This window comes from Pedobacter sp. KACC 23697, assembly GCF_045348445.1.
In the GTDB taxonomy this organism is placed as follows: Bacteria; Bacteroidota; Bacteroidia; order Sphingobacteriales; family Sphingobacteriaceae; genus Pedobacter.
In genome coordinates this window covers 1,839,720-1,859,086 of record NZ_CP157485.1, presented here as the reverse complement: position 1 = coordinate 1,859,086, position 19,367 = coordinate 1,839,720, and the positions used below count along the sequence as shown (strand labels likewise).

The window sequence follows — 19,367 nt, the reverse complement described above, 5'->3', positions numbered from 1 at the left end:
AATTTATACTGTTTTATAAAGCTATATCAGTTTATATTTGCTATATAAAAAACAGTATCTTTAATTAATATCATACATCAGCCATGAAAGCTATAGGATTTAAAACCTCACTCCCAATAAACGAAAACGAAAGTTTTATCGCGTTTGAAACACCTGTTCCACAGCCGGAAGGACGTGACCTCCTCGTAAAAATAAAAGCCATCAGCGTAAATCCGGTTGATTTTAAAATCCGCCAGAACAGCGCCAAAGACACTGTACTGGAAACACCAAAAGTAATTGGCTGGGATGCTGTTGGAATAGTTGAAGCCGTTGGCGAAGGCGTTACCTTTTTTAAAGCCGGAGATGAAGTGTATTATGCCGGAGACTTAACCCGTAGCGGATCAAACGCAGAATACCAATTGGTTGACGAACGCATCGTAGGTTTAAAACCTACAAAACTAACCAACGCAGAAGCTGCTGCGATGCCCCTAACAGCACTTACCGCCTGGGAATCGCTCTACGACCGCATCCGTATCAGCGAACAAAAAGATAAAGGAAAAAGTATCCTGATCATTGGTGGTGCAGGTGGCGTTGGTTCCATAGCCATACAGCTGGCAAAGAAAATAAGTGGTTTAAAAGTAATTGCTACTTCTTCCCGAGCAGAAACAAAAGATTGGTGCAGAGCAATGGGGGCCGATGTCGTAGTAGATCATAAAAACCTGGTTGAAGAAGTTCGGGCTGCAGGTTTTAAGGAAGTAGATTTTATTCTCGATTTTGTAGACCTTAACAGTTATTGGGATCACCTGGTCGAGCTGATTAAACCACAAGGCCATATCGTATCGATAACTGGCTCAGCCACCCCTGTTGCCCTAAATAAATTAAAAAATAAAAGTGTTACCTTTTCGTGGGAACTGATGTACACTCGCTCCATGTATCAAACTGAAGATATGCAACAGCAGCACCATATTTTAAATGAGTTGGCGAAATTATTAGATAATGGTATCCTTAAAACTACATTAAACCAAACGCTGAAGGGATTTACGGTAGAAAACTTAAAAGAAGCTCACCATTTGCTGGAAAGTGGCAAAACTATTGGTAAAGTGGTCATTGAATATTAAAAAAAAACCGAAAAAAAAGGAGAGAAACTTGACCAGCTTCTCTCCTTTTTTATATCCTGTTTCTACTAAACTTTAGTCCTGTTCTCTGAACTTCTTTTTAACTGCGCATTAATGCGTTCCAAAACATTGTAAATATCGAATGGTTTGCTGATGTAATCATCAGCGAATGCATCAATCGCTTTTTGCTCGCTATTGTTCTGTGCAGACATTACAATAATCGGAATGTGTTTGGTAAAAATATCAGTTTTTAAATCTTCGCATATTTCTGCTCCGTTTCCATCTGGTAACATGACATCTAACAAGAAAAGATCAGGCATTGCATCCTGGATATTTTTCTTCAGCTCTGCAAAAGATGAAGAAAGCTGTAATTCAAAACCCTCTTCTTTTAACAGGATTTCAATCACGTTTCTGATTTCCTGATCGTCTTCTAAAATGTGTATTCGTTTTTTTTCCATGTTCAAATTATATGTTTGGGATTTCCGTTCGCGTGGAATGCGCTACACGATAGTAACAGTAACACCCAAGCCCTCTAAATGTTTTACAATTTGTTCAGAAATTCCTTTATCTGTGATAATATGGTCAATTTCTTCCAGTCCACATATCTTTCCAAAGCCCCTCTTTCCAAATTTGGTAGAATCGGCCAGTACAATCGTTTTTTGTGATGCACCGATCATTTTGCGGTTTAAATGTGCCTCCATGGCATTTGTAGTGGTGATGCCAAAATCCAGATCAATGCCATCTACCCCTAAAAACAGTTTGTTGAAATAAAAATCCTGCAAAACCTGCTCGGCATAAGCCCCCATAACCGACGATGAACTTTTTCTAAGTAAGCCACCCAACTGTATTACTTCGATGCTAGGCTCGCGCATTAATTCCAGCGCTACATTTAATGCGGAGGTAACTACCGTTAAATTTGTTGCCGGGGCAATGTTCTTCGCAAAATACAGTACTGTGGTACCCGAAGCAATTACAATAGAATCGTTATCGTTCAGCAATGCCGCTGCAGCCATCCCGATTTTGTTCTTTTCAGTAGATTGTATTTTTTCTTTCTCATTAACCGGACGGTCAACGGTGTAGGGATTGTTTATCGTTGCCCCACCGTGTGTTCTAAACAGCAGGCTCTTGTCTTCCAGTAGTTTTAAGTCCTTTCTTATTGTTACAGAAGATACTTTCAATTCCTTACACAAATCCACAACGTTTATATATTGATCACGTTGCAGGCGACTTAAAATAAACTGGTGCCTTTCAGCCAAATTCATCATAACATACTAGATTAGCGTGCTGCAAATTAGCAATAAAAACATTCTTTAAAATATTTTAAACAAATATTTAATAAATTTTTAACCCACATGTTATATTATTTCAGTTATGATTTCCTATAATTGCGTATTGTTTCGTTTTGTTATTTTATTTTTAATGATCAATGAAGAGATTACATCCCCATCATTTAGCAGATAATACAATTTGGGATTTCATTATCATTGGAGGGGGGGCCACAGGTATAGGCACCGCCTTAGATGCAGCAAGCAGGGGCTATAAAACATTACTGGTAGAACAAGCTGATTTTGCCAAAGGAACATCGAGCAGAAGTACCAAACTGGTTCATGGAGGTGTTCGCTACCTTGCACAGGGCGATATCGGTTTGGTTAAACATGCTTTGAAAGAACGTGGTTTATTACAACAAAACGCTAAACACCTGGTCGAAAAGGAAGAATTCCTGATTCCCTGCTATGATTGGTTTTCCGTTATAAAATATTTAACCGGGCTTACCCTTTACGATTGGCTGGCAGGAAAATACAGCTTCGGAAAATCTAAATATTTCTCTAAAAAAGAAACCTTAACCAGGATGCCCGGCATTAAAGCAAAAGGCTTAAAAGGTAGCATCAGGTATTATGATGGAAAATTCGATGATGCCCGTTTAGCGATTAATATTGCCCAAACGGCTATCGAAAAGGGCGCATATTTATTAAATTACAGCAAAGTAACCGGTTTATTAAAAGATGGAGAAACTGTTACTGGAATTGATACAGAAGATACCATTACAGGTTTAAAAGCACAATTCAAGGGCAAAGTAGTGGTTAACGCCACAGGGGTTTTTGTTGATGATATTTTGCAGATGAACAATCCTGACACAAAAAAGATGGTCCGTCCAAGCCAGGGCGTGCATGTAGTCCTCAGCAAAGGTTTTTTGGATAGCGAATCGGCCTTAATGATTCCAAAAACGGCTGATGGACGGGTTTTATTTGCCGTTCCCTGGCATGATCATTTATTAGTTGGCACTACCGATACCCCATTGGATGAACACAGCCTCGAGCCGCGCGCTTTAAAAGAAGAGGTAGATTTTATTATAAATACTGCGGCAAAATATTTTAACCGAAGGCCCCTTGAAAAAGATATTTTAAGCATATTTTCAGGCCTGCGGCCATTAGCTGCTCCGACTAACGGTAATGGAAATAGTACAAAAGAAATCAGCAGAGACCATAAACTGATTGTTTCTGCAAAGGGACTGATTACCATTACTGGTGGAAAATGGACTACCTATCGCCTGATGGCAGAAGAAACTGTAAATTTAGCCATTACTCATGCAGGTTTAAAACCGAAAGCATGTGTAACTCAAAATTTAAGCATTCATGGCAGCACCGCCAATGCCGGCAATGGTCATTTAGCCATATATGGATCGGATCGCAGTAAAATTGAAGCCTTGATCAAACAAAAGCTAGGTCTTGAAAAGCCTTTGCATCCATCTTTTCCTTTTATGGAGGCCGAGGTAGTTTGGTCTGCCAGAAACGAAATGGCAGAAACAGTAGAAGATATTTTAAGCAGAAGGCTGAGGATATTATTGATTGATGCACGGGCTGCAAAAGATATGGCACCTCGGGTAGCCTCGCTCCTGGCCAAAGAATTATCGGCAGATGAAAACTGGGAAGCCGATCAAATTGAAGCTTTTAATAAATTAGCCGATGGCTACCTTTATCATCAATCCAAAAAATAAAACTGGAATTATAGCCCGCTAACCAAATTTTAATTATGAGTACATACATCTTGTCTATCGATCAGGGAACCACGAGTTCGAGAGCCATTATTTTTAATCACAATGGCGAAATTGTTGCTATAGTACAACGGGAATTCACGCAGATTTATCCTAAAGCGGGCTGGGTAGAGCATGATCCAATGGAAATATGGTCTACACAACTGGCTGTTGTAACAGAGGTAATTGTTAAAGCAGGTTTAACCGTAAGCGATATTAATGCGATCGGAATTACCAATCAACGCGAAACCACGGTGGTATGGGATAAAGAAACCGGAAAACCAATTTATAATGCCATTGTATGGCAAGACAGGCGTACTGCTGCCTATTGCGATGAAATTAAAGCGCTGGGGTTGGCGGGTAAAATTCAGGAAAAAACAGGCCTGATCATCGATTCTTATTTTTCTGCCACTAAAGCACGTTGGGTTTTGGAAAATGTTGAAGGTGCGCGCGAAAAGGCTGAAGCAGGAAAACTGGCCTTTGGCACCATTGATACCTGGTTAATATGGAAATTAACAGCAGGCGAAAAACAGGTAACCGATGTAACCAATGCCTCCCGCACCATGCTTTACAACATCCACACTTTAAGTTGGGATGAAGAATTACTGGAGCTTTTCTCTATACCAAAAACAATGCTTCCTGAGGTAAAATCATCGAGCGAGATTTATGGTGTAACTGCTGGACGGATATTGGCTGCAAAAATCCCTATTGCAGGTATTGCCGGTGATCAGCAATCGGCACTTTTCGGACAAATGTGTACCGAAATCGGAATGGTCAAAAACACCTATGGCACTGGCTGTTTCATGTTGATGAATACCGGAGAAAAGCCAAAAATTTCTGCCAATAACCTGTTAACCACTATTGCCTGGCAGATTAATGGCAAAGTAAATTATGCATTAGAAGGGAGTATTTTCATTGGCGGCGCTGTTGTACAGTGGCTTCGCGATGAAATGGGACTAATTTCTAAATCTGCAGATGTAGAAACTTTAGCTGAAAAAGTAAAAGATAGTGATGGAGTTTATGTTGTTCCAGCTTTTGCAGGGCTGGGTGCACCACACTGGGATCAGCATGCACGGGGTACGATTACCGGATTAACCAGGGGTACAAACAAATCGCATATTGCCAGAGCAGCCCTGGAAAGTATTGCCTATCAAACGATGGATGTGTTAAAGGCGATGGAAGCAGATGCAGGCGTAAATATCACTGAATTGAGAGTTGACGGTGGCGCTACGGCGAATGATTTGTTGATGCAGTTTCAGGCCGATCTGTTGAACTGTAAGGTAATCAGACCAGATGTAACCGAAGTTACCGCTATCGGCGCTGCATATCTTGCCGGATTGGCTACCGGCTTGTGGAAAAGTATCGGTGAGATCCGTTCGCAATGGAAAATTAACAGGACTTTTATTGCTGATGAAGGAATTGATAATACTGAAAGAATAAAAGGCTGGAACAGGGCGATAAAAGCAGCCAGGGTAAGTGCAGAGCGCTAATATAAGGCGGTCGTCACCCTGAACCGAGCCTTAGCCAGCTCGCCGAAGGTAATTTATTTCAGGGGCTTAGCTTAAATGAATAGATGCTTATTGCAAATTGCTGTTCATTTGATTGAACCTAACATATTAATTAAAAATTGCTTAAAATTTTATAATGAACGTATATCTCGCAGAATTTATTGGTACAGCACTAATGATTCTTTTAGGAAATGGTGTAGTGGCTAACGTAGTACTTAAAGATACTAAAGGGAATGATGGTGGATGGATGGTGATTACAACGGCTTGGGCACTGGCCGTATTTACAGGTGTTGTTGTTGCCGGCCCATATAGTGGGGCACATCTGAATCCGGCTGTAACTCTTGGACTTGCCATTGGTAAAGGATTTAGCTGGGCCTTGGTTCCCTTTTACATTATGGCCCAGTTAGCTGGTGCCATGACTGGATCTTTTCTGGTCTGGTTAATTTATAAAGACCATTTCGACGCCACTGATGATCAGGGCTCAAAGGCCGCACCTTTTGCAACTGCCCCGGCCATCAAAAACATTTCGTCAAATTTATTATCAGAAATTATTGGCACTTTCGTTTTAATATTTGTGATCTTTTATTTTACGGATGCCAGTATGGGCACAAAAGAAACGGTTACCACACCTATTGGCCTTGGCTCAATTGGCGCCGTTCCGGTAGCATTTTTAGTCTGGGTAATCGGTTTGGGCTTAGGCGGGACAACCGGATATGCCATTAATCCGGCAAGAGATTTAGGTCCACGGATGGTACACTTTCTCATTCCAATGAAGGGAAAAGGAAGTAGCAACTGGGCTTATGCCTGGATACCCATTGTTGGGCCTATTATCGGATCGGTTTTGGCCGCGGTAGTATTTTTGTTGATTAGCAAATAGTTATTGATTCCGAAACATTCTCGCCAATACATTCTAAAAATAAAATCCACCATCCTGATCCGATAGCTATTGGTCAGCTGGAAATGACATGCAATTTTATTCCACAGCTACCGAATAATAGCTATCTTTGAAATAATATCGCGCAACTATTTACCTAACCAATCAGAATTGCAAGCTTACTTCCTCGTTGTTGATACCGAAACCTCTGGCCTGCCTAAAAATTGGACGGCACCTTATTCTAAAGAAAAGAACTGGCCTTACATTATCCAAATTGCCTGGATTATTTATGATCAATCCTATCGGGAAATTAAGCGGGAGAATCACTACATTAAAAACACCAATTTTACCATTGATAAGGCTGCATTAAAAATTCATAAAATTACGCCGGAATATCTGCATGAGCATGGAGAAAACAAGGAGACGGTGATGTTGAAGTTTTCTGCAGATATAGAAAAGTATAAACCTTTGGTTATCGGGCATTTCATTGAACTTGATTACCACATGGTAAATGTTGAATTGTACCGCATCGGTAAAGAAAACATATTTAAAAACCTTGCTTTTTTTTGCACCATGAAAGCAAGTGCTCCCTATATTACCAATACCGTGATCAGCCATTTAAAACTGGATAAATTCTATACCATTTTATTCAATGAAGTACCTGAAAATATCCATAATGCTTTATCCGATACGGTAAATACGGCGAAGATTTTCTTTCACCTTTTAAAAACAGGCAAAATAAGCTTAACTTCAGTCTACCATCAGGAACATACTTTTAATACAGGAAAAGAAAAAAGAAAAGAATTTTCGTTTAAAAGAATTTTACAGGAACTTTTTAATGGAAGATAAACTGGCTGATCAAATTTATACTGCCCGTATCGGAGACATTACTTTCAGAAAGATTGTGAGTTGCAGCCCGGGCACACCGGTTTTTGAAGCCGCCATTAAAATGTCGGATCAAAAAACCAGCTGTCTCTTTATTAAGAATGATCAGGGCGATTATCTGGGATTTGTAACCGATATTACTTTAAGAGATAATGTAATCGCTAAGCAACTGAATCCTAATTTGCCTATTGATGAGGTGATGGATACCAATATTATAACCATCACACCAGATGCTTATGTTTACGAAGCAATATTAATGATGTTTAGCAAAAAATCGCGCTATTTATTGGTAAACGACAAGGGGAATTATGTTGGCTTTCTGAGCAGAAATCGTCTTTTAAGCGAACAGGCAGAGTCTCCGTTGGTTTTTATCCAATCGGTAAAGTCAGCTGTAAATACCGGTGATTTAAAATTAAAATGGCAGAAAGTACCGGGCATCGTAGCTCAGCTGCTCAACAGGGGCGTACATTCGAAAATTGTAAACGAAGTAGTCACGACTATTGCCGATACCATTTCTTTTAAAATTATTGAAGATGTTATTGCCAAATTAGGCCCGCCACCGGCAAAATTCGTATTTATGGTTTTGGGTAGTGAAGGGAGAAAAGAACTGAGTTTAAAAACGGATCAGGACAACGCCATTATTTATGAAGATACTGATGAAGAGCATAGAGCAGCTGTACGCTCCTATTTTCTAGACCTGGCTACCCAGGTTTCTGATAAATTAAATTTTGTGGGCTTTGTATATTGTGATGGTGATTATATGGCCACCAACCCAAACTGGACACATTCACTATCGCACTGGAAATATAATTATAAAAACTGGATAGAGGAATCGCTGCCTGAAACTGCGGTAAAGTTTGCTGCATTTTTTGATTGCAGGGCTATTTATGGCGATCTGGCTATTATGGAAAGTCTGAGGTCTTTTGTTGATGAGGAATTACAAAAACCAATAGAAAAATTCTATGTTTACCTGGCCAAAAATGCTTTGCTATATGAGCCTCCCCTTACTTATTTTAGAAATATCAGGACCCAGAAAATCCACAAAAAAGAGGTGTTTGATATTAAAACAGCCATGACCCCTATTGTAGATTTGGCAAGGGTTTATGCCTTACAGAATAGGATTTTTCAGAAAGAGAATACCGGCGAGCGTTTAAAGGCTTTAAGAGAGCTGGGCGTTTTCAGCGAAAATCAGTTTAATGAACTTTCCCAATCGTACTATTATTTGATGGGCTTGAGATTGAAACATCAGGCTCACCTGATTGTTAACGATCAGGCCGCACCCAATAACTTTATAGAAATTGACACTTTAACCAAAATCGAGAAAGTAACCCTAATTGAGATTTTCAAGATTATCCTGAATTTTCAGAGCGGCATCAGAATTAAATTTACGAACAGTTTGGGGTAAGCGCAGAGCAGATTGCATTTGATACTTAACGTTTATACTACCCGCCCGTCATGCTAAATTTATTTCAGCATTTATTACGCTATTAATACGTTAATGGAAGGAAATAAATCCGATAGGTATCGGATCATGGCGACGATCCTTCTTTTAAACAAAAAAGGTTCCGATTTGCATCGGAACCTTTTTTAAATATGATTATCGCTTAAGCGAGAATTTCTATTTTACTGCATCAATTACAGCTTTGAAAGCTTCTGGGTGATTCATTGCTAAATCAGCCAATACTTTACGGTTTAAACCGATTTCTTTTGAAGCTAGTTTACCGATTAATTGCGAGTAAGAAATACCGTGTTGACGTGCACCAGCGTTGATACGTTGGATCCACAATCCGCGGAATTCTCTTTTCTTAACTTTACGGTCACGGTATGCATATTGCAAACCTTTTTCTACTGTGTTTTTAGCAACAGTATAAACCTTACTTCTTGCTCCCCAATAACCTTTGGCTAAATTAAGGATCTTTTTTCTTCTTCTTCTCGAAGCTACTGCGTTTACCGAACGTGGCATGTTGTTGTTGTTTTTTGGTAAGCGGCGTTCCTTTTAACCGGAAACTTAAAGCCTGATACCTGGTGAATTAATAAATTACTTTCCGATACAAAGCATACGTTTAACGTTACCCATATCAGCATCAGATACGATACTTGCTTGACCTAAGGCACGTTTACGTTTAGTACTCATCTTGGTTAAGATGTGACTTTTGTATGCGTTGTTTCTTTTGATTTTACCTGTTCCAGTAAGCGAAAAACGCTTTTTAGCACTGGAATTGGTTTTCATTTTTGGCATAACCTGTTTTTTAATTTATAAACCTATTTTTATTTTTTTGCTACTTTGGGCGCAACTGTCAGGAACATCCGTTTACCTTCTAACTTAGGTAATAACTCTACTTTTCCTACATCTTCTAAAGCCTGGGCAAATTTTAATAATAAAATTTCTCCCTGCTCTTTGTAAACAATTGCTCTACCCTTAAAATGCACGTAAGCCCTAACTTTCTCTCCGTTCTCTAAAAAGCTTACTGCATGTTTTAATTTAAACTGGAAATCGTGATCGTTGGTATTAGGACCAAAACGGATCTCCTTAATTACAGTTTGTTTCGCATTAGCTTTAATTTCTTTCTGCTTTTTCTTTTGCTCGTAAACAAATTTACTGTAATCAATAATTCTACAAACTGGCGGTACAGCGTTTGGAGAAATTTCTACCAAATCCAATTCCAGTTCATCAGCAAGCGCCAAAGCTTTCGCCAAAGGATAAATCCCCGGTTCAACATTATCGCCAGCTAAACGCACTTCAGGCGATTTTATATACTGATTAATGTTATGCTCTGCTTCTTTTTTCTTAAAAGGTGGACGTGGCCCCCTGTTAAATCCTGGTCTTCCTAATGCCAAATTTGTATTATTTTAATTTAAACTGTTATTTCTTTTCTTAATAAATTGTTGAACGTTTCCAACGTCATTTCGCCTAAATCTCCCTCACCGTGTTTACGAACAGAAACTTTACCTTCTGCCATCTCTTTATCGCCGATAATGAGCATGTATGGGATCTTTTTAACTTCCGAGTCGCGTATTTTGCGGCCGATTTTCTCATCTCGAAAGTCAATCAGCCCGCGAATATCGGAATTATTTAATTCATCTAAAACTTTTTTTGCATATTCTTCATATTTTTCTGAAATAGGAAGAATAATAAACTGTTCAGGACTTAACCATAAAGGGAAGTTTCCGGCACAATGTTCGATCAAAACGGCAATAAATCTTTCCAGTGAACCAAATGGCGCACGGTGAATCATTACAGGTCTGTGCTTTTGGTTATCGCTACCGGTATATTCCAATTCGAAACGTTCAGGTAAATTGTAATCCACCTGAATGGTACCTAACTGCCACTTTCTACCCAAAGCATCTTTCACCATAAAATCTAGCTTAGGACCATAAAATGCCGCTTCGCCATATTCTACAACCGTGTTTAAACCTTTTTCTGCAGCCGCTTCGATAATGGCCGTTTCTGATAATCTCCAGTTCTCATCAGAACCAATATACTTCGATTTGTTTTCAGGATCTCTTAAGGAAACTTGTGCAGTATAGTTTTCAAACCCCAGTGATTTAAACACATAAAGTACTAAATCGATCACTTTTTTAAACTCATCCTTCACCTGCTCCGGCATGCAAAATAAGTGTGCATCATCCTGAGTAAAGCCACGTACCCGGGTTAAACCATGTAATTCGCCACTTTGCTCGTAACGGTAAACGGTACCAAACTCAGCAAAACGAACCGGAAGATCTTTGTAAGAACGTGGTTTTGTTTTATAAATCTCACAGTGGTGTGGACAGTTCATCGGTTTTAAGAAGAACTCCTCTCCTTCCTGCGGAGTTTTAATCGGCTGGAACGAATCCTTACCGTATTTTTCCCAGTGACCAGAAGTTACATATAAATTTTTATGCCCGATATGTGGTGTTACTACTTGCTCGTAACCTGCTTTAGCCTGTGCTTTGGTTAAGAAATTAACCAAACGTTCGCGCAAAGCAGTTCCTTTAGGCAACCATAGCGGTAAGCCCATTCCTACTTTTTCCGAGAAAGCAAAAAGTTCCAGCTCTTTTCCCAATTTGCGGTGATCGCGTTTTTTGGCTTCTTCAATCATTAAAAGATATTCAGTAAGCTCGCTCGCCTTAGGGAAAGTTACGCCGTAAATACGGGTTAACTGTTTCTTGGTTTCATCGCCTCTCCAATAAGCACCAGCCACATTCATCAGTTTTACTGCTTTTACAAAACCAGTATTAGGAATGTGCGGACCACGGCATAAATCGGTAAATGAACCCTGGGTATAAAAAGTAATTTTGCCATCCTCAAGGCCATCAATTAAATCCAGCTTATACTCATCCCCTTTTTCGGTGAAGTATTTTACTGCATCAGCCTTGCTTACACTTTCGCGCACAAAAGTTTCCTTTTGTTTGGCCAGTTCGATCATTTTGGTTTCAATGGCTTTGAAATCATCCGAAGAAAATTCACGGTCGCCAAAGTCTACATCATAATAAAACCCGGTTTCAATTGCCGGACCGATACCAAATTTGGTTCCCGGATAAAGCGCTTCTAAAGCTTCAGCCATTAAGTGAGCAGATGAATGCCAAAAAGTTGATTTTCCGGCAGTATCATTCCATGTCAATAATTTTACTGTTGAATCAGATTCGATCGGTCTGGTTGAATCCCAAACTTCGCCGTTAACTTCGGCGGCTAGTACGTTTCGGGCCAGGCCCTCAGAAATTGATAATGCAACCTGATGGGCAGATGTGCCCTTTTCATACTGACGAACAGAACCGTCAGGTAAAGTAATGTTAATCATCTACAACTATGATTTAAATTTTAAATAAAAAAGTTTTAAGTATCACTTACAAGGTGATTGTATTTTGTGCAAAAATATGCATTTTTTGGCTAAAAAGCAAGGTAAAGATTCTAAATGCAAACAAACAAAGGTTAATACGGTCCCTTTAGCTTACCCCAAACTTCCGCTGATATTAATCACCATGATTATTTTACTTTTGTTTAGCCTGTCCGCCATACTGATCAGGTAGCTTTCGGATTTATTTCAGCATCTTTCCTGACAGATAAACCTGAAATGAATTGCCCTCGGTAAGCTCGCTTAAGGCTCGGTTTACAGTGTAGCTTTATGCGCTGCGCTAAAGGCCAGGTTAACGATTGTATATCCTTAAATATTTGAAGGAATCTCCTGTAAAAATTTAGCCTTCAAATATTTACGTAAAGGAACATCTAAAAATCTCATCACCAGGTAAGAGAATACGATTAAAAGCAAAACCGAAACCGGGATAACCACCCATAGTAAAGATGCTGATGGCTGAACTTCGTCTACATAAGTTAAAAATATCCACACAAACGGATAATGTACCATATAAAGTGGGTATGATATTTCGCCGGAGAGATTACAGCTCTTTTTAAACGACGGATTTAATGTTGTACCTGCTCCCAATGCCACTAAAAGCGGGAAGTAAAACAGTACAAGTATCGGTTCGGTAATCCAGTTATATTTATCATTAAAAGGAACTAGAAACCCTGCAAGCAAAAGTGCGATCATGCCTAAAAATCCAAGTTTATTTTTGATAATCCAATTTAAACGGTAAACCAGCATACCGGCTGTAAAAGAAAACAGCACGCGCGCTCCACCGTCCCAGAAATTCTGTCCGCCCCAGCCACCGCCTACATTAGTGGCCTTCACGGCGACATAACACAGACAAACTGCACCTGTAAAAACCAAAGCCATCAGTGATTTTTTGCCTAACCGATAAAGTACCAAAATGTAAAAGATATTGGCAATATATTCCCAAAATAGCGACCAAGCGGGTGCGTTTAGGCAAAATAGATTTGTATATCGCTCGGGCATGGCAGGGTAAGGTATTAAAAAAGCAGAGGATAAAAACAAAAGAAAGGTTTTTCCGAATCCATAAAGCTCATAAAGATCGCTGTAAGGATCAATGAGAAAAGTGATCAATCCTAAAGCGGAACCGATAAATACCAGCGGATGCAGGCGAATAAGCCTTAATTTAAAAAACTGTGTAATTCCGATGTGCGGCGCACGGCTATCGTATGCATAGGCAATTACAAAACCAGACAAACAGAAAAAGAAGTCTACGGCAAGAAAGCCATGTGAAAGAAAATTTTTGTTATAATTGGTAATCGCTATTTCCATAAAGTGATAAATTACCACTACTATGGCAGCTACCCCCCTTAATCCATCTAAAATTTCGAAATGCTGCTTGGTTGCTAATAAGTTTGCCTTGTTTTCTGCTGTAATCACTTTTGGTTAGTTTATTTAACCCCAATAATACTTATTCTCCATTTAGATGCAAAAACTAAAGCCAACCTTTTCAGAAATGATACAAAAAAAGCCCTGAATGTTTACACTTTCACGGCTGATAGAATCATTTATACAGGTAATTTAAAGACATCCGAAGTTCGCAAGCGGTACTGGCCTATGCTCAACCTTCAGATGTCTGGAAACGAACTGAATTAATTCATTCCAAATGCTCTTCCCTGACCGCCACCACCTGGCCTGTTCTGTCTAAAACGTTTCATCATGTTTTCCATTTTAGTTTTATATTCATCAGGGGTAATCAATTTCGCTTTTTTAGGAGCGGTTACGTCTTTCGAACTTACATTTCTGTATTCAATGCTTTTAGCAACCGAGCTGTTACCCCTACCTTCAATGGCCAATACCGCACCTTCTGTCCACATATTTGGGTTTGGAGAAAAATCGAAACCTAAATCGTTGGTATACCAGATTTTGGTTTCTTCCACTACGTTTTTATCCATATCCAATATCTTGATTGCTCTTGTAGATCTTACAATGGCCTGGTGACAGGTAAAACCTAAAATCTGCTTAGTAGAATCTGTTTTAACCACTTCTATTTTTGGTGCCGGAGCAGCTTTTGCCCTGGTGGTATCATTAGGGTTACCACCTCCCATTCTGAACGAAGAAATTGGTCCGGAAGTAGAAAGGGTTAATTTGCCGGGCATGTAATAAGTGGTATCGTTCAGGTCGAAGACTTCTGTTAAACTTTTATCAGCAAAGGTGTAATAATACTCTCGGTTGCCACCCGCACCACCAAAACGCATCATCATCCGGCCCATTCCACCACCGCCACCACCTGCACCATTGCTATCTTCAGTTTCCTCAACCGGCATATAACTTGCATTGGTCGCGGTAAATAATAACTCAAAATTAGTTTTACTTGATGAAGGCATTCTGGCTTTCATCTGATCAGTTAACTGAATACCACTGGCTGAAGCCATTGCGGCAGGGTCTACCGTGTTTTCGAATTGTATAGCGCCCGAAGTTTTTTTCTTTTGGGCGTTTGCAACAGATACAATTGATAAAAATCCAAGTAAAGCGACGGTTATTTTTTTCATTATGATTTTGTTTTGTGAGTTGGATACGAAAGCCTTGAAAAGGTTTAACAAAGATATTTTAGATTGTAACGTAAACGTGTTAAATTGTGTTAAAATCTAATAGGGGATTAGCTAAGCAAGCTATTTAAAGGCCGATGTAATTTATTTTTTACATTTTTTTTTGGAAAGCAATTGCAGTAGTTCTTCGGTTGCGATAGTCCTGCCCTCTGCTTAATCCCGATAGAACATACGCTTTAATTTAAAATTTCTCTTTAATCGGGATAACGCTGACGGTCAGGTTTAATTGACAAAAAACAGTAGTTCTTTTTTACCGAAAAACTTAACGATGATGGCTTGTAGAACATAGGTCATGGAAAGATTCAGACTAGTATTCCGTACTCTCCAACCAGCCATTACACAATACATCGGCTATGTGCATGGTTTTAATTGGATGGTTATTTTTATCAATATAGCCCTGCAGGTGTAACAGGCATGATAAATCAGTAGAAATAATATAATCAGCACCTTGCGCAAGGGCATGATTCACTTTCTGCTCGGCCATAGCCGAAGAAATAGCATCGAATTTAACCGCAAAAGTACCCCCAAAGCCACAGCACATATCCGTATCTTCCATTTCAATCATCTCCAGTCCATGAACTTTAGACAAAAGCTGACGTGGCTCATCCTTGATTTTACACTCCCGTAAAGCACTGCAAGAATCATGATACACCGCTTTTCCTTCCAACTCGGCACCAAAATAATCTTTTTTGGCCACTTTCACCAGAAAGTCAGAGAGTTCCCAGATATTGGATTGCAAACTCCGGCACTTGTTGTGTACAATCGTATTGGTAAAAAGATCATTAAATCCACCTTTCACCATCCCTACACACGACGCTGATGGCGCCACCACATAAGTATTTTCCGTAAAATCGTTCAGGAACTTCGTGCCTACTTCTTTAGCTTCATCCCAATAACCAGCATTATATGCGGGTTGGCCGCAACAGGTCTGTTTTGAATTGTAGGTTACATTACATCCTGATTTTTCCAGTAACCTTAAAGTATTAAAAGCAGTTTCCGGATAAAGTTGATCTACAAAACAAGGCACAAATAATTCTACTTTCATCATATTCTTTACGGCTGCAAACTTACAATTTTACCAATGCTTTGCGCTCGTTTTTTCTTAAAACCATTAAAAGAACCAATCCAACAATAAAAAAAGATGCCAGGGCAATAATAGAATATCGAATATTTCCCGTTAAATCTTCAATATATGCAAAACTAAAAAGACCGATTACAATGGCCAGTTTTTCGGTTACATCGTAAAAACTGAAAAACGAAGTGGTATCTTTTGTATCAACAGGTAGATACTTGGAATAAGTTGAGCGCGACAAGGACTGGATTCCGCCCATAATCAGCCCTACAATCGCCGCCAATGAATAAAATTGATATTCGTTAGTAATATAATAACCGTAAACACAGCAACCAATCCATACCAAAACAACCATAATCAGTACGTTTATATTACCTATTTTTTTGGCAAGATAAGACATCAACATGGCTCCGGGGATGGCGACCAATTGAATAATCAATATCACCGCAATCAGTTTAGCAGTACCTAATTTTAGCGTTTTTTCAGCGAAACCAGCAGCGGCAAGCATAATGGTTTGTACACCCATAGAGTAAAAGAAATATGAGACTAAAAACCCTTTTAAAACTTTCATTTGCTTTACCTGTGCCCAAACTTTTGATAATTCGCTAAAGCCATCTTTAAAGATATTCGTTTTTACCTTATCAAGTTGTGGGGTTCCGTTGTGAAGTACCGCAAAAGGAATCTGTGAAAAGCCAATCCACCACAGGCCAACCAGTAAAAAAGATAACCTCGGCGGGAAAGAAGCATCCGTAATGCCAAACCATTCGGGCTTTAACACAAATAAAAAGCAAATCAGTTGAAGTATTACTGAACCGATATAGCCATATGAAAAGCCTTGTGCACTTACCCGGTCCTGGTGTTCTTCTGTCGCTATTTCTGGCAGATATGAATTACTGAACAATACACCCCCAATATAACCCATTGCCGCCAGTGCAAACAAGATGATGCTCATTTCGAGTGTATCTAATTTAAAAAAATATAAACCGATGCAGGCCGCCCCACCCATGTAGGTGAAGAATTTCATGAATGATTTTTTATTGCCCCTTCTGTCTGCTATAGCCGAGAGTATAGGCAAAACAAAAGCCATAACCAGATACGCAAATGATAGGGCATAATTGGAAAGTGAAGTATTTACAAAGGTTCTGCCAAAAAAATCTACTTTATCACCATGCTCTTTAGTGGTGGTGATAATGGTATAATAAGCCGGAAAAATGGTAGAGGTGATGACCAAGTTATAGGCAGAGTTTGCCCAATCGAAAAATGCCCACGAACGGATGGTTTTCTTATTGTTTTTTGTTATCATTTGTTTTTTCGCTTCGCGGAAGGTTATAATGATTGTTTGTTTATCAGGATTAAATCGTTGATTACAAAACTAAGATTTTATTGCTAACTTGATAATCATTTTTCTCCCATCTTACATCTCAAGATAATACTTTTTCCCATCAGTTTTAATCTTACCGGCATCTAATAATTCTCTGATGGCATCAATTCTTTCCCCTTCAGTGCCCTTTTTAATATGGGAAACCAAATCATCGAGACTTAAAGGCTGTTGTTGCAGTAAAGAAATAATGTCATAATCTATTTCTTCACGCAACAAATGATGGTTTCCGGCTTTTTTTTCAGCCAGGCAAACATCGCAAACCCCACACTTTGTAGCATGGTGTTCGTCAAAGTAATGAAGCAACTGGATGCTTCTGCATAAATCAGATGAAGCGTAGCTTACCACAGCATTGATCTGTTTGTGTAGTATTTCTTTTCTCAGTTCCAGGTATTTGACGTCCAGATCAAAGTGATCCATATCTACCCTCGGCCTAACATACTGTAACTGTGGTTGATCTGTTTGCTGAATATAAGTAAGTAATTCAATCGTTTGTAATTTATCCAGCAGATTGATAATGTCTTTATATGATAATCCTGTCCTCTTGGCTAAATCCGCCTCATTAATCTTAACAAAACCATCAAAAGCACCACCATATGAGCGTAAAATGGTCTTTATAATCCCGTCATATGCTTTATTTTCGATTTGGAAACGGTAAATATCTTCGTGACTGGCAATAAACATTATTCTTGATGGCAAAAAAACACTCTCTGAAAACGTAAGATAGCCATCATGCTCAAGAAATTTCAATGCAGATATTGTTTTTAAAACACTAACATTAAATCTTTTACAGAAATCGGCGATATCAAAAGCAAAGTTTAAGCCTTCTCCGGCACCAAATGCCAGTTGAAAATAGTTGCCCAGGTAATGATAGGTTTTTCTGATTTCGTCAGGTGAAGGGAAACTATCTAAATATCTTGATTCTAAGCCAAGGACATCCGATTGATTGGCCAATAAAACGGCATAGCTTCTTTTTTCATCACGTCCTGCCCTCCCCGCTTCCTGATAATAAGCTTCTAAACTTTCAGGCAAATCCAAATGCACCACAAATCGAACATCTGCCTTATCTATACCCATCCCAAATGCATTGGTAGCCACCATGATCCGGGTTTTGTTATTTTTCCATTCCTCCTGTTTCAGGAAACGAACATCACGTTCAAGCCCGGCATGGTAAAAGTCTGCTTTAATCCCGTTTCGGTTAATAAAATTGGCTACCTCTGCGGTTTCCCTGCGGTTGCGGACATAAACTAAGCCAGTACCCTTAACATTTTTACAAATATCGATGAGCTTTTTATACTTATCTTCATGACCAAAAACCACATAACTCAAATTATCCCTGGCAAAACTTTTCACAAAAACGGGTGGGTTTTTCATTTCCAGTTTCGCTACAATATCTTTCCGCACAAATTCAGTAGCGGTTGCAGTAAGCGCTAAAACCGGGATATTTGGTAAGATTTCGCGCAGTTTAGATAGCTGTAAATACGGTGGGCGAAAATCATAACCCCATTGCGAAATACAGTGTGCTTCGTCTACCGCGATCAGGTTCACATTCATATAAGAAATACGGACCTGTACCAAATCAGACAACAAACGCTCCGGGGATAAATAAAGAAACTTAATTTTTCCGTAAATACAGTTATCCAGTAAAATGTCGATTTCACGTTTGCCCATACCGGCATAAATGGCAATGGCTTCGATTCCTTTGGATTTCAGGTGCTCTACCTGATCTTTCATCAAGGCAATTAGCGGAGAAACGACTATACAGATCCCTTCTTTTACCAGTGCAGGTACCTGAAAACAGATCGATTTTCCACCACCTGTTGGCAAAAGTGCTAAAGTATCTTTGCCTTCCAAAACGGAAGCAATAATGTCTTCCTGTAAAGGTCTGAAAGCCTGGTGTCCCCAATATTTTTGTAAAATCTCTATTGCTGTCATAAATCGGCGGTATCAAAACTATACATTTAATCTAAAATCGCCATTTATTATTGTTGGAAATTGAAAAAATCATCTTAAGAAAAGATTATTAACTTTGCTAAATAAGAAGGATTAAATTTATAGAATGCCAGTCATCTCGATTGAAGCGAAGCGAAATGGAGAGATCTACAACA

The 19,367-nt window shown here is 39.2% G+C and carries 17 protein-coding genes; 6 read left to right on the top strand and 11 right to left on the bottom strand.

Annotated elements, in window-relative coordinates; genetic code table 11:
• Positions 1-83 precede the first annotated feature (83 nt).
• Complete coding sequence (locus ABEG20_RS07150) at positions 84-1,097, top strand: zinc-binding alcohol dehydrogenase family protein (protein ID WP_406826688.1); 1,014 nt, start codon at positions 84-86, stop codon at positions 1,095-1,097.
• A gap of 65 nt (positions 1,098-1,162) precedes the next feature.
• On the opposite strand, the gene ABEG20_RS07145 is transcribed toward ABEG20_RS07150, so the two are convergent.
• Together ABEG20_RS07145 and ABEG20_RS07140 are read right to left on the bottom strand one after the other, a co-directional pair.
• Positions 1,163-1,552, bottom strand: coding sequence for a response regulator transcription factor (locus ABEG20_RS07145; protein ID WP_147229462.1), 390 nt, complete (start codon positions 1,550-1,552; stop codon positions 1,163-1,165).
• Positions 1,553-1,594: 42 nt separating this feature from the next.
• Positions 1,595-2,359 carry a DeoR/GlpR family DNA-binding transcription regulator gene (locus ABEG20_RS07140; RefSeq protein ID WP_406826687.1) on the bottom strand — a complete coding sequence of 255 codons (765 nt, stop codon included), beginning with the start codon at positions 2,357-2,359 and terminating at the stop codon, positions 1,595-1,597.
• Positions 2,360-2,520: 161 nt separating this feature from the next.
• Between ABEG20_RS07140 and ABEG20_RS07135 the strand changes: the two genes are divergently transcribed.
• The 5 genes from ABEG20_RS07135 to ABEG20_RS07115 all read left to right on the top strand — a co-directional run bounded on the left by ABEG20_RS07135 (position 2,521) and on the right by ABEG20_RS07115 (position 8,797).
• Entirely contained in the window at positions 2,521-4,089 is a 1,569-nt protein-coding gene (locus ABEG20_RS07135; protein WP_406826686.1) for a glycerol-3-phosphate dehydrogenase/oxidase, read from the top strand.
• A gap of 35 nt (positions 4,090-4,124) precedes the next feature.
• Positions 4,125-5,615: a glycerol kinase GlpK gene (gene glpK / locus ABEG20_RS07130; protein ID WP_406826685.1), complete on the top strand. Its 1,491-nt coding sequence runs from the start codon at positions 4,125-4,127 to the stop codon at positions 5,613-5,615.
• A gap of 154 nt (positions 5,616-5,769) precedes the next feature.
• Positions 5,770-6,510, top strand: coding sequence for an MIP/aquaporin family protein (locus ABEG20_RS07125; protein WP_406826684.1), 741 nt, complete (start codon positions 5,770-5,772; stop codon positions 6,508-6,510).
• A 168-nt stretch (positions 6,511-6,678) separates the two neighbouring features.
• Entirely contained in the window at positions 6,679-7,356 is a 678-nt protein-coding gene (locus ABEG20_RS07120; RefSeq protein WP_406826683.1) for an exonuclease domain-containing protein, read from the top strand.
• Positions 7,346-8,797 (top strand): DUF294 nucleotidyltransferase-like domain-containing protein, encoded by a 1,452-nt coding sequence (locus ABEG20_RS07115; protein WP_406826682.1) that lies wholly within the window; start codon positions 7,346-7,348, stop codon positions 8,795-8,797. Before ABEG20_RS07120 ends, ABEG20_RS07115 begins: the two co-directional genes overlap by 11 nt.
• 213 nt (positions 8,798-9,010) lie before the next feature.
• Here ABEG20_RS07115 and rplT read toward each other — a convergent pair whose 3' ends face one another.
• The 9 genes from rplT to ABEG20_RS07070 form a co-directional block, all read right to left on the bottom strand.
• Positions 9,011-9,355, bottom strand: coding sequence for a 50S ribosomal protein L20 (gene rplT / locus ABEG20_RS07110; RefSeq protein WP_025144714.1), 345 nt, complete (start codon positions 9,353-9,355; stop codon positions 9,011-9,013).
• Between the two features lie 75 nt (positions 9,356-9,430).
• The gene (gene rpmI / locus ABEG20_RS07105; protein ID WP_029279105.1) at positions 9,431-9,631 is read right to left on the bottom strand and encodes a 50S ribosomal protein L35; all 201 of its coding nucleotides are present in this window, start codon (positions 9,629-9,631) and stop codon (positions 9,431-9,433) included.
• Positions 9,632-9,660: 29 nt separating this feature from the next.
• The gene (gene infC / locus ABEG20_RS07100) at positions 9,661-10,230 is read right to left on the bottom strand and encodes a translation initiation factor IF-3 (protein ID WP_051691975.1); all 570 of its coding nucleotides are present in this window, start codon (positions 10,228-10,230) and stop codon (positions 9,661-9,663) included.
• A 17-nt stretch (positions 10,231-10,247) separates the two neighbouring features.
• Positions 10,248-12,173: a threonine--tRNA ligase gene (gene thrS, locus ABEG20_RS07095; protein WP_406826681.1), complete on the bottom strand. Its 1,926-nt coding sequence runs from the start codon at positions 12,171-12,173 to the stop codon at positions 10,248-10,250.
• A 363-nt stretch (positions 12,174-12,536) separates the two neighbouring features.
• Positions 12,537-13,640: an acyltransferase family protein gene (locus ABEG20_RS07090; RefSeq protein WP_406826680.1), complete on the bottom strand. Its 1,104-nt coding sequence runs from the start codon at positions 13,638-13,640 to the stop codon at positions 12,537-12,539.
• A 212-nt stretch (positions 13,641-13,852) separates the two neighbouring features.
• Positions 13,853-14,752, bottom strand: a complete 900-nt coding sequence (locus tag ABEG20_RS07085) for a hypothetical protein (RefSeq protein WP_406826679.1) — start codon at positions 14,750-14,752, stop codon at positions 13,853-13,855.
• 364 nt (positions 14,753-15,116) lie between these two features.
• A complete protein-coding gene (locus ABEG20_RS07080) occupies positions 15,117-15,854 on the bottom strand; it encodes a (Fe-S)-binding protein (protein WP_406827384.1) in 738 nt (245 codons plus the stop codon).
• 22 nt (positions 15,855-15,876) lie between these two features.
• The gene (locus ABEG20_RS07075; RefSeq protein ID WP_406826678.1) at positions 15,877-17,184 is read right to left on the bottom strand and encodes an MFS transporter; all 1,308 of its coding nucleotides are present in this window, start codon (positions 17,182-17,184) and stop codon (positions 15,877-15,879) included.
• A 111-nt stretch (positions 17,185-17,295) separates the two neighbouring features.
• Complete coding sequence (locus tag ABEG20_RS07070) at positions 17,296-19,194, bottom strand: ATP-dependent DNA helicase RecQ (protein ID WP_406826677.1); 1,899 nt, start codon at positions 19,192-19,194, stop codon at positions 17,296-17,298.
• Positions 19,195-19,367 lie beyond the last annotated feature (173 nt).